11 protein-coding genes and 1 pseudogene are annotated in these 13,666 nt (G+C 69.0%); 6 read left to right on the top strand and 6 right to left on the bottom strand.

Going from position 1 to position 13,666, the window contains the following annotated elements; translation table 11 throughout:
• Positions 1 to 7: 7 nt before the first annotated feature.
• Positions 8 to 814 (top strand): annotated as a pseudogene (locus NS2_RS12805) (hydroxymethylglutaryl-CoA lyase-like TIM-barrel protein); the annotation flags it as partial.
• A gap of 16 nt (positions 815 to 830) precedes the next feature.
• On the opposite strand, the gene NS2_RS12800 reads toward NS2_RS12805, so the two are convergent.
• Positions 831 to 1,100 carry a hypothetical protein gene (locus tag NS2_RS12800; RefSeq protein ID WP_143161447.1) on the bottom strand — a complete coding sequence of 90 codons (270 nt, stop codon included), beginning with the start codon at positions 1,098 to 1,100 and terminating at the stop codon, positions 831 to 833.
• A gap of 294 nt (positions 1,101 to 1,394) precedes the next feature.
• Here NS2_RS12800 and NS2_RS12795 point away from each other — a divergent pair, with 294 nt between their 5' ends.
• Positions 1,395 to 1,913 carry a hypothetical protein gene (locus NS2_RS12795; RefSeq protein ID WP_033087572.1) on the top strand — a complete coding sequence of 173 codons (519 nt, stop codon included), beginning with the start codon at positions 1,395 to 1,397 and terminating at the stop codon, positions 1,911 to 1,913.
• Positions 1,914 to 2,308: 395 nt separating this feature from the next.
• Here the strand turns inward: NS2_RS12795 and NS2_RS12790 are convergent, their stop codons facing one another.
• The 3 genes from NS2_RS12790 to NS2_RS12780 all read right to left on the bottom strand — a co-directional run bounded on the left by NS2_RS12790 (position 2,309) and on the right by NS2_RS12780 (position 6,144).
• On the bottom strand, positions 2,309 to 3,409 hold the full coding sequence (locus tag NS2_RS12790) for a hypothetical protein (RefSeq protein ID WP_036550432.1): 1,101 nt from the start codon (positions 3,407 to 3,409) through the stop codon (positions 2,309 to 2,311).
• 428 nt (positions 3,410 to 3,837) lie between these two features.
• Positions 3,838 to 4,965, bottom strand: coding sequence for an acyl-CoA dehydrogenase family protein (locus tag NS2_RS12785; protein WP_033087570.1), 1,128 nt, complete (start codon positions 4,963 to 4,965; stop codon positions 3,838 to 3,840).
• A 9-nt stretch (positions 4,966 to 4,974) separates the two neighbouring features.
• A complete protein-coding gene (locus NS2_RS12780; RefSeq protein ID WP_033087569.1) occupies positions 4,975 to 6,144 on the bottom strand; it encodes an acyl-CoA dehydrogenase family protein in 1,170 nt (389 codons plus the stop codon).
• Positions 6,145 to 6,268: 124 nt separating this feature from the next.
• Between NS2_RS12780 and NS2_RS12775 the strand changes: the two genes are divergently transcribed.
• The gene (locus NS2_RS12775) at positions 6,269 to 7,444 is read left to right on the top strand and encodes an RNA-guided endonuclease InsQ/TnpB family protein (protein ID WP_033087568.1); all 1,176 of its coding nucleotides are present in this window, start codon (positions 6,269 to 6,271) and stop codon (positions 7,442 to 7,444) included.
• Between the two features lie 218 nt (positions 7,445 to 7,662).
• The gene (locus NS2_RS12770) at positions 7,663 to 8,478 is read left to right on the top strand and encodes a hypothetical protein (RefSeq protein WP_147207173.1); all 816 of its coding nucleotides are present in this window, start codon (positions 7,663 to 7,665) and stop codon (positions 8,476 to 8,478) included.
• A gap of 82 nt (positions 8,479 to 8,560) precedes the next feature.
• Here NS2_RS12770 and NS2_RS12765 read toward each other — a convergent pair whose 3' ends face one another.
• Complete coding sequence (locus NS2_RS12765) at positions 8,561 to 10,372, bottom strand: DEAD/DEAH box helicase (protein WP_033087567.1); 1,812 nt, start codon at positions 10,370 to 10,372, stop codon at positions 8,561 to 8,563.
• A 242-nt stretch (positions 10,373 to 10,614) separates the two neighbouring features.
• Here NS2_RS12765 and NS2_RS12760 point away from each other — a divergent pair, with 242 nt between their 5' ends.
• On the top strand, positions 10,615 to 11,448 hold the full coding sequence (locus tag NS2_RS12760) for a carbon-nitrogen hydrolase family protein (RefSeq protein ID WP_081985864.1): 834 nt from the start codon (positions 10,615 to 10,617) through the stop codon (positions 11,446 to 11,448).
• Between the two features lie 183 nt (positions 11,449 to 11,631).
• On the top strand, positions 11,632 to 12,303 hold the full coding sequence (locus NS2_RS12755) for a phosphoribosyltransferase (RefSeq protein WP_052086317.1): 672 nt from the start codon (positions 11,632 to 11,634) through the stop codon (positions 12,301 to 12,303).
• A gap of 69 nt (positions 12,304 to 12,372) precedes the next feature.
• Here the strand turns inward: NS2_RS12755 and NS2_RS12750 are convergent, their stop codons facing one another.
• On the bottom strand, positions 12,373 to 13,095 hold the full coding sequence (locus NS2_RS12750; RefSeq protein ID WP_033087566.1) for an alpha/beta hydrolase: 723 nt from the start codon (positions 13,093 to 13,095) through the stop codon (positions 12,373 to 12,375).
• Between the last annotated feature and the right edge of the window lie 571 nt (positions 13,096 to 13,666).

The raw sequence follows: 13,666 nt of genomic DNA, 5'->3' as shown, positions 1-13,666 counted from the left end.
GTACTAATTGGAGATCGGGTCGATGGCGCGGCCGGATCTGGTGCCGCCCATGGCCAATACCCTCGACCTGGTCGACCGGCTCACGCCGGAGGAGCTGGAACGCTGCTGGGTGTGGGTGGCGACGCCGCGGCACGTGGCCCGGGCCGCCGAGGCGGGGGTGCGCAACTTTCAGTACTGCTTCTCGGTGTCGGACGCGCACAACAAGGCCAATATCGGCCGCACCACCGAGGACAGCCTGGCCGCCATGCCCGAGGCCGTCCGCCTGGCGACCGAGGCGGGCGGGCGCATTCAGCTCTGCCTGGCAACGGCTTTCACCTGCCCGTTCGACGGCCCGGTGGATCCGGCGCTGGTGCTGGCCATCGCCGCCGACGCGCGCGCCGAGGGGTCGGCGGACATCGTCATCGCCGACACGCTGGGCCAGGCGTACCCGGGTCAGGTGGCCGCGCTGATCGGCGCGGTGGCCGCGACCGGGCGGTGGGGAACTCCGGAGCGCCGCATCGTCTTCCACGGCCACGACACCTGGGGGCTGGGCGTGGCGAATTCGCTCGCGGCGCTGAACGCGGGCGCGGCGGTGGTGGACGGTTCGCTCGGCGGACTGGGCGGCTGCCCGTTCGCGCCGGGGGCCTCGGGCAACACCTCGAGTGAGGATCTGTTGTTCGCCACCCGACCGGAATGGTTTACACCGCCGGTATTGTCGGACATGGTGAAGCTTTCCGAAAGTTTGCTGCCGGAACTAGGCGAACCCAATCGTTCCCGCACGGCCGAGGGAGCACGGTCCAAAGCCGAGGCATTTGCGTGGGTTATTCGCGAATAAAGAAATTCGCGGAATATTAGCCAGCGTGTGCGTCGGCGCGTAGTTTCAGCAAAACCAGGCCCGCGGTGCAGGCGAGAATCAGTCCCGCGACAGTGATTTCGACGCGTAGCCCCGCCAGGCCCAGTACCGCGCCGGTGAGTCCGCCCAGGAAGATCAGCCAGGCGACGACGCGGGCCAGGATTGCCGACATCCGCAGTGTCCCCGGGGCCGCGGGCTCGGCCGTGCCCGCCGATTCGGCTGGAGTGCGCATCGAAGCGCGCAGCGGAGAGGTCGAAAACGCACCCATCATCTACTCCTCGACGACGCACGCCGGGTCTCGCGATTCTTCGGCGCGTCCCTTGGCAAATTTCGAGCGTCTCACGTGTAAATTTGGACACACATTACGGCTCGGCAACGGAAAGTCCATACGACACGTACGCAAAACGCGCCGAGTTTACTGATTCGATATCTGAATCATGGCTGTTTGAAATATTTTCGAGGCCTACGGAATCGCCCGCGCCGTCGCGTTATCGAACCGACCACCCGCCTGGCCCAACCCCGCAGCCTCCGTTAGGGTGAGCCCACTCGACACGAATCAGGAGTGCCACCGATAGACGGCAGCAACGCCCGCGCCGACGAGCGCGCGGTCACCCCGCTGCGTCACCTGCCCAAGCCCGTGGTGGGTGCCGCCGCGGCCGTCGGCGCGGTCTCGGCCGGCCTCATCCTGCTTGGTGCCTGCGGCCTCGGCCACAACGACACCTACGTCCCGCCCCCGCCCCTGAACGCCGATCTGCAAGCGGCCCCGGCGACTTCGACCAAGGGAACCACCACCCCCGCCATCGTCATCCCGCCCTCCCCCACCTGGCGTGTGGCCGCCGACCAGCCCTCCCGCCGCGCCCCCATCTCCACCATCACGGCCACCCCGGACGACCCGGCCGCCGACCCGAGCGCGACGACTCGCACCACCCTGTCGCGCCCGACCAGCACGACGCGCCCGCCGACCACGACCGAACGCCCCCGCCCCACAACCGAACCCCCGGCAACGACCCCGCCGCCGGAGACCACGGTCACCCCCGCCCCGACCACCGACCGGCCGGCCTCGGACAACTCCGACGGCTGAGGTCGAGCCGGACAACGACATCGGACCGCAGAGCGACATCAGCCTGCGAAACCGCGCAGCCTACGAACCACCTCAGCCCGCGAACCACACCAGCGCGCAAACCATCTCACCGCGCGAACCACCTCACCGCGCAAACCACCTCACCGCGCAAACCACCTCACCGCGCAAACCACCTCACCGCGCAAACCACCTCACCGCGCAAACCACCTCACCGCGCGAACCACCTCACCGCGCGAAATCGGCTGTCGTCGGGACGGTTCCCCGGCTCGTGCTGCCACGCCCGAGCGAGACCTGTCGACGAGCTCGCGGCCGGAGTCGAGAGAACGCTGCGGGGCGGTCGCCGATTGCCGGGGTCGGGCACGCCATGACAACGCTTTTCGCGGTGGGCGACTGGGTTACCAGTCGCCGTCTTCGACCGGTTTGCCCTGCTTGTCGCCGAGGTGGTGGATCTGGCCGGGGGTCGGGTTCTCCCAGGGTTCGTGGTCGTCGCCCAGCCAGTCGCCGACCGGCGCCACGGTCGCGAGCGAGTCCGCCGGGGCGAGATCGGTTGCGTCGGAATCGAAGTAGTCGAACCAGGGTAGGCCCGCGGCGGTGTAGGCCTTGCGGTCGACCGGGGAGGGCGGGGCGGCTTCGCCGGTGATGTGGTGCCAGTCGGGTGGGGTCACCAGGTGGACGAAGATGCGGCCGGAGGGGTGCAGGGACCAATCGTGCAGGGGGCGGTCGTCTTTGTAGATCTCCTGGCGCATGGTGCCGCCCACACCGAGGCCCATGGCATTGGCCTTGCGGCGGGCACGGGGCGCGGCGCCGGGTTGCGGGCGCGGCGGAGTGCTGCCGGGGGCGGGTGGGGGTGCGCCGAGGGGGATGCTGTGAGGGGCGCTGTAGGACATGGGTGAGGCGGGCAGCGGGGCTGAAGTGGTGATGGCACGGACGCGTTCGGCGTCGGCTCGGCGGCGTGCCTCCTCGGCTCGGCGCCAGCGGGCGAGTTCGGTGTCGTTCAAGGCGAAGTTCTGGAGCTGGATGCCGCCGTGGGTCTCCTCGCCGGTCACCTGACCCTCCACCGTCGCGCCCAAACCCAGTGGCACGGCCACGAATTGGCGGATGATGCCCTTGCCGGAATTGATGCCGTCCAGCCACGGCTGCCTGGGCAGAACCACGTAGTTCTGCGGGTCGGCGGCCAGCCGATCACTCCACGGCTTGCCGGAGACCGCGCACACCTTGCCCACACCGATCTGCAGCGCCGCGGGTTCGGGCGCGGAGAACGACAGCCACATCGCCTCCCGCAGATACATGGGCAGCATGACGCCGCCGCGCTTCGCCCACTCCTCCGGCACCGAGTCCGCGTAATCCGCGACCCGCCGCACCGGGAACTCGCCGAGCCCGGGCGGCAGCGGATGCGTCCCCTCCTCGGGCAATCGCAGCGTGCGAATGAAGCGCACACCCACCCCACCGGGAAGCACCAGGGTGTTCCCGTCCAGCCGAACCGATTCTCCTCCCATCCCCCGACCCTACGCCCGCCCCACCCCTCCCCGACACCGAAATCCCAGCTTCGCACCCCCACTTCCCACACCCGCCCGATCGCCACGCGAATGCCGGAAAACGCCGAGATCCTCTCCGCACCAATGCATTCGCACAGCTGCGCCACCGACCGCCACGCAGCTGCGCGCCCGTCCCCCACGCGGCTAGGTGATCAACGCTTGCGCGGCTGGGAGATCAACGCTCACGCGGCTGGGTGATCAACGCTTGCGCGGCTGGGTTGCACGCCGACGGCCGTGAGTACGGTCGTCCGCGCCCCGAGGCCGGGACCTCTCCCGAACAGTTGTCCGGCGCAGCAGGATTCGGTGCGGGAGCGGCCGGGGCGGGCACCGGACGCGGAAACGCACGCGCCCCGCTCCACGAATGGGGCGGGGCGCGGCTCGAAGCGGGGTCAGAACTCCACGAGGGTGTAATCGCCCACGCGGTCGGTGAGGACGCGCAGGTGTTCCAGATCGCCGCCCAGGGTGCGGGCGATGGCGGTGAGGCGGGCGACGTAGTGGCTCACCGGGTATTCGGTGGTGATGCCGATGCCGCCGTGCATCTGGATGGACTCCTGGCCGATGTGGCGGGCGGAGCGGCCGACCTGGAGGCGGGCGCGGGAGGCGGCCACCTGGTCCACCGAGCCGTCGGCCACCGCGGCGGTGGCGTAGAGGCTCATGCTGCGGGCCAGTTCCAGCGAGACGTACATGTTGGCGGCGCGCTGGGACAGGGTCTGGAACTTGGACAGCGTGACGCCGAACTGCTTGCGCGTCTTCAGATATTCGGTGGTCAGGCGCAGGGCCTCTTCCATCGCACCCAGCGATTCGGCGCACAGGCTCGCCTGCGCCGCCATCGTCACCGCGTCCGCCACCGGCTGCGCGTCGCCGCCGTCACCGAGGAGTTCGCCTGCGGCGGAGCCGAATTCGATCTGCGCACCACGTCGCTCGTCGAAGGTCCGGAACGCGGTGCGGGTGACGCCCTCGGCGTCGGCCGCGACCAGGAACAGCCCGATCCCGCCGCCCGGGAGGGCAGCGCTCACGACCAGCTGATCGGCGCAGTCACCGTGCGGGACCGGGTTCTTGACGCCGGTGATCCGGTAGGTGTCACCGCCGAGCACCGCAGTGGTCGCCAGTTCGGTTGCGGGCCAGCGAGTTCCGGGCTCGGCGTGCGCGAAGGCCAGCAGCGTCTCGCCGCCTACCACGCTGGGCAGCACGCGCCCGCGCTGCTCGGCGGTGCCCGCACCGGCCACCAGCCCGCCGGGGATGAGCACGGCGTCGATCACGGGTTCGGGCGCATTGCGCCGCCCGATCTCCTCCATGACCACCATGGTCTCGACCGGCCCCGCGCCGACGCCGCCGTCCTCCTCGCTGAAAGCCAGTCCCAGCACGCCCAATTCGGCGAGCTGCCGCCAAACGTCGCGGCTCCAGCCCAATTCGGTATCGGCGACCTTCAGGCGGGTCTCCGGGTCGTAGGCGCGGCCCAGCAGGTCCCGGACCGTGTCGCGCAGCATGACCTGTTCATCGGTGAGTTCGAAATCCATGGCGGCGGCTCACAATCCGAGGATGGTGGAGGCGACGATGGTGCGCTGCACCTCGCTGGAGCCTCCGTAGATGGTGGTCTTGCGGTAGTTGAGGTAGCCGGGGCCGCTGCGCTGCGCCCAGCCGGGCGAGGCGATGCCGTCGGCGTTCACCGGCAGTGCGTCCGGCCCGGCGATGTCCAGCAGCAGCTCGGTGGCGGCCTGCTGCAATTCGGAACCGCGCAGCTTGAGCACCGAGGACGCCGGATTCGGCTTGCCGTCACTGGAATTGGACACCACGCGCATGAGCGTGAGCTCCAGCGCCAGCAGCTCGTTCTCGATCTCGGCGACGCGCGTGGCGAACACCGGATCCGCGAGCAGCGTGCCACTGCCCGAACGGATCTGCGCCGCATACTCCTTCGCGACGCCCAGCTTCACCTTGGTGCGCCCCACGCCGGTGATGCCGGTGCGCTCATTGCCGAGCAGGAACTTGGCGTAGGTCCAGCCCATGTTCTCCGCGCCCACCAGCTGATCGGCGGGAACGCGCACGTTCTCGAAGAAGACCTCGTTGACCTCGTGGTGCCCGTCGATCAGCTTGATCGGCCGGATGGTCACCCCCGGCGTCTTCACATCGAAGAGCAGCATCGAGATGCCGGCCTGCTTCTTGGCATTCGGGTCGGTGCGGCACAGGCAGAAGATCCAGTCGGCGTACTGGGCCAGCGTGGTCCAGATCTTCTGGCCGTTGACGATGTAGGAGTCGCCGTCGCGCACCGCGGTGGTGCGCAGCGAGGCCAGGTCGGAGCCCGCGTCGGGCTCGGAAAAGCCCTGGCACCACCAGATGTCGAGGTTGGCGGTCGGCGGCAGGAAGCGCTGCTTGAGCTCCTCCGAACCGAACTGGGCGATAACGGGACCGATCATCTGGGCATTGAAGGTGAGCGGCTCGGGCACCGAGGCCAGCTGCATCTCGTCTTCCCAGAGGTGCCGCTGCATGGGCGTCCAGTCGCGGCCGCCCCACTGGACCGGCCACTTCGGCACGGCCAGGCCGTTCTCATTGAGGATGCGGTGGGTGGTGACGATGTCATCGCGAGAGAGCTCGAGACCGTACTTCACGCGGTCGCGGATCTCCGCCGGGATCTCGGTCCGGTAGAACTCGCGCAGTTCGTCCCGGAATTTCACCTCATCGGGTGATAGGGCCAGCTTCATGAGATTTCGTAGCGCGGAAACCCCGTCCTTCGGGGCGGGGAGGAACACGTCCACTCGTGCTCGGCGTGCCCGGCGCTACCCCTCCTTTCCAGTCTTCACATACTAATGAGGTAGTGTGTAAGGCATGAGTTCGTCGGTGAAGCGGGCGTTCAGGTACCGCTTCTATCCGACCGCCGCTCAAACCATCGAGCTGGAGCGGACTTTCGGGTGTGTACGCAAGGTATACAACCTCGCGTTGGATGCACGGACTGCCGCGTGGCAGCGCGGTGAGCGTGTCAACTATGTCGAGACTTCGGCGATGCTGACCGAATGGAAACGTGGAGACGAATTCACCTATCTCAACGAGGTGTCGTCGGTGCCGTTGCAGCAGACGCTGCGGCATTTGCAGACGGCGTTCGTGAACTTCTGGGGCAAGCGGGCCCGCTATCCCCGGTTCAAGTCGAAGAAGAAGTCCCACAACGCGGCCGAGTACACCCGGTCCGGGTTCCGGTGGCATGACGGGCAACTCACGCTCGCGAAGATGAGTGAGCCGTTGCGTATCGTGTGGTCGCGCCCGCTCCCTGAAGGTGCTGAGCCGTCCACGGTCACCGTGTCCAAGGACGCGGCGGGCCGGTACTTCGTGTCGATGCTGTGCGAAGACGCGGCCGTGGGGCCCCTCCCCGCCCTGGATGCGGTAGTGGGGATCGACGCCGGGCTGACGCATCTTCTCACCCTGTCCACAGGCGAGAAGATCACCAACCCGCGTCATGAACGCAACGACCGGGCGCGGCTGGCGAAAGCGCAGCGTGCCCTGTCGCGCAAGCAGAAGGGCTCGTCGAATCGGACGAAGGCCCGACTGAAAGTCGCTCGTATTCATGCCCGCATCACCGATCGCAGGCTGGACTACCTGCACAAGGTCACTACTCGTCTCGTGCGTGAGAACCAAACGCTCGTGATCGAAGATCTGACCGTGCGCAACATGGTCGGTAACCACTCGCTGGCACGCGCGATCTCCGATGCGTCCTGGTCGCAGTTCCGGTCGATGCTCGAATACAAGGCCGCGTGGTACGGGCGCGAGGTGATCGCGGTCGATCGGTGGTTTCCGTCGTCCAAACTGTGTTCGCAATGCGGTGCCCTGCGAGACAGGATGCCGCTGCACGCGCGGGAGTGGACATGCACGTGCGGCGCATCCCATGATCGGGATGTGAACGCGGCGAAGAACATTCTGGCCGCCGGACTGGCGGTGACAGTCTGTGGAGACGGTGTAAGACCTCAACGGAGCACTCCGGGCGGGCAGTCGTCGGTGAAGCAGAAACCCTGACCAGCGATGGTCAGGAATCCACTCCCAGGAGGGGATGAAGTCAATGCTTCTCCCGAGCGTCGCTGTGATGTCGCCAATAAACCTACCCCTCGGTAATGACCGGGTTGTCGGCCGGATCACACCGGCTTCGCCCGGTCCCGATCACACCGACCGGGCGGCTCTCGAGCAGAGCTGGTACGTTGCCGGGGAATCCGGTATCCGACGCAGGAGCAGCACCAGTGAAGGTTTGGACCCTGTCTCGGCGCGCCCTCGCGCTCGCCGCCCTGACCGCCACGGCGTCCCTCGGCGCGACCACCACGGCCATCGCCGACCCCCCGAAGACGCCCGTCGAGAACGCGATGGACCAGCTCTCGCAGGCCGTCGGCAACGATGTCGCGGGCAAGACCGCGGTCGCCAATATCGCCCGCGCCGACCAGCTGGTCATGGCCGCGAAGCTGGAAAACGTTCAGTTCACGCCGTTCTCGTACCTGGCGCCCACCCTCGGCTGCGGCTTCAACACCCCCTTCAGCCTGACCAATGCCATGGCCGTCACCGGTGTCTCCGGTAAGAACGGCGAGATCTCGCTGCCGCCGGGCAATGTCAGCTTCCAGGCGATGGCGCAGCAGAACGGCTTCCCGCTCGCCTCCGGCCTGACCGTGGCCTGGCTCAATGTGAGCAACGGCCGCAGCGGCATCACCGCCCTCGACGACCGGACCGAGTACAACCTGCCGTCGATGTCCAAGACCGTCGACGCCGGCGCGGGCACCGTCATCGCCTCGCTCTGGGGCACCATCGACTACCCGGCCGCGCGCTGCGTGGTGCTGCCGACCGTCGGCCTGTTCACCGTCGCCGACACCCCGCCGGTCCAGCCGACCGCCCCGGCCACACCGGATGCCGCCAAGCCGGACTCGGCCACGCCGACCACCACCCCCGCGACGCCGACCACCCCGGCCCAGGCCCCGGACGCGTCCGGCAATTCCGGTTCGGGCGGCGCGGCGAGCACCCCCGAAACCCCCGCTCAGGCCGACGCCGGTTCCGGCGGCCCCACCAACTGATCGGCGAGAACACAACGCTCGAAAAACACAACGCCCGCATTCCTTCCGGAATGCGGGCGTTGGTCGTTTCCGAGCGGCTCCCTCAGGAGCGCGGCTTGCGGCGCTCGTAGCGCGGCTTGCTGTCGCGGAACTCGCGCCGGGGCGCGTTGCGGCTCATCGAACGCTGTCCCGGCGGGCCCTGGTCCAGCTGCAGCTGGATGAGCTGACCGCTGATCCGGGTGCGGCTCAAGGCATTCAGCGTCTCGTCCGAAAGATCCGCGGGCAGCTCCACCAGCGAGTGGTCCGGCCGGATGCTGATGTGGCCGAAGTCGCTGCGGCGCAGGCCGCCCTCATTGGCGATGGCGCCCACGATCGCGCCGGGAGCGACCTTGTGCCGCTTGCCGACCGCGATCCGGTAGGTGACCAGTTCTTCCCCGGTCTGCCGGTGCCGCGACGGGCCGCTGGGCTCGCGCCGCTCCCGCGGTCCGCGATCACCGCGCTCGTCGAAGCCGCGGGGCGCGCGTTCGCGGCGCTCGCGCGGCGTCGGCTCCGGGTCGGGCTCCATGAAGAAGTTGTCGCCGTCGTAGGACCCGATGGCCAGCGCCGCCGCGATGTCCACGAGCGGGATGTTGTGCTCGCGCTCGTAGTCCTCGATCAGCTTGCGGAACAACGGCAGGTTCGCCGAGGCGAGGTTCTCGGTGATGGTGTCACCGAACTTCTGCACGCGCTGCGCGTTCACGTCCTCGACGCTGGGCAGCTGCATCTCGGTGACCTGCTGGCGGGTGGCGCGCTCGATGGCGTCGAGCAGCCGGCGCTCGCGCGGGGCCACGAACAGCAGTGCCTCACCCGAGCGGCCCGCGCGGCCGGTGCGGCCGATGCGGTGCACGTAGGACTCGGTGTCGTGCGGAATGTCGTAGTTGACGACGTGCGAGATGCGTTCCACGTCCAGGCCGCGCGCGGCCACGTCGGTGGCGACCAGGATGTCGAGCACGCCCGACTTGAGCTGGCCGATGGTGCGCTCACGCTGCGCCTGCGCGATGTCGCCATTGATGGCGGCCGCGGAATACCCACGCGCGCGCAGCTTTTCGGCCAGCTCCTCGGTGGCCTGCTTGGTGCGCACGAAAATGATCATGGCCTCGAAGGATTCGACCTCGAGGATGCGGGTCAGCGCGTCCAGCTTGCGCTGGTAGGACACCAGCACCCAGCGCTGGGTGATATTGGTGTTGGTCGAGGTCTTCGACTTGACCGTGATCTCGGTCGGGTTCTTCAGGTACTGCTTGGAGATCTTGCGGATGGCCGGCGGCATGGTCGCGGAGAAGAGCGCCACCTGCTTCTCGTCGGGCGTGTCGGCGAGGATGCGCTCGACATCGTCCTGGAAGCCCATCTTGAGCATCTCGTCGGCCTCGTCGAGCACCAGGTACTGCAGCTGCGACAGGTCCAGGGTGCCGCGCTCGAGGTGATCGATGACGCGACCGGGGGTGCCGACCACCACCTGCGCGCCGCGCTTGAGGCCCGACAGCTGCACGGCGTAGTTCTGGCCGCCGTAGATCGGCAGCACGTGCAGTCCGGGCATGTGCACCGAGTAGCGGCCGAACGCCTCGGCGACCTGAATGGCCAGCTCGCGAGTCGGGGCCAGCACCAAGGCCTTCGGGGCCTTGCCCGCCATCTCGATGCCCATCAGGATCGGGATGGCGAAGGCCGCGGTCTTGCCGGTGCCGGTCTGGGCCAGGCCCACCACGTCCGCGCCGTCGAGCAACGGCGGAATCGTCGCCGCCTGAATGGGCGACGGCGATTCGTAGCCGACATCGGCGATGGCCCGCAGAATGCGGTCATCGATACCCAAATCGGCGAAGGACGGGCCGGAAACGTCCCTCTCGTCGTCGGTGGGAACGCTGTCGGCCGGTGAGGTGTTCATCGCGAAGGATTTTACTGCCTGCTAGCTGCGGGGTTGACCATCGGGTGAATACCCTGAGAGTCGTGCATCCGGACAACTCGCCCGCGCCCGCCCAGCCGACAGCCTCGAGTTCGGTCTCCGGACTCGGAAATTCCGAACCCGCGCCGGTCCGCAATTACGTCACCGGAACCCTGGCCACCGCCGATGCGGGCAGCTCGGGAGCCGTCACGACGGCGGTGCCCGAGCCCGCCGCGGCGGCGGGCCTGCCCACCGGGACCGCGCCGGGCGCGGCGGTGGACGTGGCGGTGGTGCAGTTCGATCCGTACACCGATACCGTGGCCAATCTCACCGCGTTGCGCGCGGAAGTCAAGGCCGCCAGCGAACTCGGAGCGAAGGTGGTGGTGGCGCCCGAGTATTCGATGTTCGCCACCAAGCGCCTGGACCAGCGGGTGCTGGCCGCGGCCGAACCGCTGACCGGTCCGTTCGTCACCGGATTGCGGGGCATCGCAGCCGAATTCGGGGTGCACGTGGTGGCGGGGGTGGTCGAGTCCGGCGGCCCGGACCAGCCCGCCGGGCACGTCTACAACACCCTGGTCGCGGCCTCGCCGGCGGCCGAGTTCGCGGCCGTCTACCGCAAGGTGCACCTCTACGACGCCTTCGGCTCCCGCGAATCGGACCTGCTCATCCCCGGCCCGCTGCACCAGTCCCAGACCTTCACCGTGGACGGCGTGGTGTTCGGCATGCAGACCTGCTTCGATCTGCGCTTCCCCGAAGGCATTCGGCGCCTCGCCGCCGACGGGGCACACGTGCTGCTACTGCCCGCGCAGTGGATTCCCGGTCCCGGCAAGGTCGATCAGTGGACGACGCTGCTGCGCGCCCGGGCCATCGAGAACACCATGTACGTGGCCGCCGCCGATCAGTCCGCACCGCGCGGCTCGGGGACCTCGATGATCGTCTCCCCCACCGGCGCGGTGCTGGCCGAGCTCGGCGACCGGCCGGGCATCGCCACCGCCCGCGTCGATCTGGACCACCTCGCCGAGGTCCGCACCACCAATCCCAGCCTCGCACTGCGCCGATACACCATTCGCGGCGAATAGCACCGGCCCAAAGGTTCGCGGCCAAGCGCGGGGAGGCGGAGCGCTCGATTCTGGACTGCGGCTTGATAGACCTCCGCCTTGGAGCGGGGGAGCGAAGCGGAGGAGCGGAGGGAGGGAAGAATCGAGACTTCGGGGCCGCGAACCCGCCCCGGAGCGGAGCGAAGGGGCAAAATAGGCAGAGCAATGATCTATCCGGATCGGGGGGCCGCCGGGCGCGCGCTGGGTGCGGTTCTCGAGCACCTGCGGGCGGCGGATCCGTTGGTGCTGGGGCTGCCCCGGGGCGGGGTTCCGGTGGCCGTGGCGGTGCGCGAGGTCATCGGCGGGGACCTGGACATCCTGCTGGTCCGCAAGCTCGGCGTGCCCTGGCAGCCGGAGCTGGCCATGGGCGCCATCGGCGAGGACGGCGTGCGGGTGCTCAACTACGACGTCATGCGGCACACCGGGGTGACGGCCGACCAGCTAGCGGAGATCGAGCACCTGGAACGGGCCGAACTCGAGCGCCGGCGGCGGGTGCTGCGGGTGCGGCCGCCGATCCCGCTGAAGGACCGGACCGTGGTGATCGTGGACGACGGCATGGCCACCGGCGCGACCGTGGCCGCCGGGTGCGAGATCGCCGCCCTGCACGAGCCGCGCCGGACGGTGGTCGCGGTGCCGGTGTCCTCGGTCGAGGCGCTGCGGCGGATTCGAGCCCTCGCCGACGAGGTGGTGTGCCCGCTGGTGCCGCGCTCACTCGGCGGAGTCGGTGGCGCGTACCGGGATTTCCATCAGCTCACCGACGCGGAAGTGGTGGAGTTGCTGCGGCCCACCACCTCCCGCGATGCCGACGAAACCGATTCCCGCGATCCGGATCGGTGAACGATGCGGATCGCTGAACCTCGGTGACGCCATTGCGGTGCCGCCGCGCCGGATCGGCGCACAGCGGGATCAGACCAGGGAGCGGGCGTGCACGAATTCGACGATCTGGGTGGTGACCTCGGCATGCACCGGCTCGTGCAACAGGTCGTGCCCGGCGTTCGGGAAGGTGTGGAAGCGCGCGCCGACGCGGTCGGACCAGTCCCGGACCGGGTCGACCGGGGCGCGGCGGTCGTCCGCGCCGTGCACGATCAGGACCGGCAGGCCCTCAGGCAGCCGCGGGCCCGGCCAATCCGACTCCCGCTCGGTCGCCAGGGCGGCGCGCGAGCGCGGTCCGGCATGTACGCGAGCCCGATTCGAGCCGGCGGCCCCGCGCGCGGACTTCGGGGACCTGCCCTCGAGCACCGCCTTGGGCGTGCCGGACAGCACCAGGCCCGGATACTCGCCCGGTGCGGATTCCCGCAGCACGGCCAGCGTGGTGGCCGCGCCCAGCGAGTGACCCATCAGGAAGGGCGTGGAATTCGACTGCGCGCGCACTCGATCCAGGAACAATCGGGCGTCATCGGCCAATTCGTAGATGGTGCCCGGCCGCTCCGGGTCCCCTTCGCTGAGACCGTGCCCGGAGGTGTCCAGGGCCCAGAGTTCGATGCCGTCGGCGGCCAGCGCCCGGGCGAATCGGTGATAGTGCGCGCTGTGCTGGCCGATTCCGGGTAGGAGAGCCAGGACGGCCTGTGCATTGTCGAGCTGCCATCGTCGGTAGTGAAGGCGGCCGCGAGCGCCCGCGAGGTAGAGCATCGGCAGATTGTGACAGACCCGGAGCCGCCGTGGGGGTGCTCCGATCAGGCGACTGGCGAGTAATGAGCAACGGCCCCGGACGACCGCGCCGCGAGGGGTGCGGCCGGCGGTACGCGTGGTTGCCGAGGACTTCGCGCCGCGCCGCGATTCGTTTGGCGACACGCCGGGGTCGGGACGTGATTTCTGAGGTGCGACCGGCCGTGGGGGCGGCGGGCGGGGCGGGGGCGCGCGCGAGTCGCGTTGTCTCCCAACATCGCCCGCAAACCGGCGCTGACGTGGGCGGGGTACGGGCGGGCCGGGCGCGGCGCGCGGGGCGTACCTGGCGGCACATCACACCGCCCGCAGTCATTACGCTATGGCGCGACTCGACGCTATGGCGCGACTCGACGCTATGGCGCGACTCGACGCTATGGCGCGACTCGACGCTATGGCGCGACTCGACGCTATGGCGCGACTCGACGCTATGGCGCGACTCGACGCTATGGCGCGACTCGACGCTATGGCGCGACTCGACGCTATGGCGCGACTCGACGCTATGGCGCGACTCGGCCACGTGATCACGCCCCGGCCG

Origin of the sequence: Nocardia seriolae NBRC 15557, from assembly GCF_007990715.1 — a bacterium.
GTDB lineage: Bacteria > Actinomycetota > Actinomycetes > Mycobacteriales > Mycobacteriaceae > Nocardia > Nocardia seriolae.
Note: the sequence above shows the minus strand (reverse complement) of the source record. Positions and strands in the feature narration are given on the sequence as shown.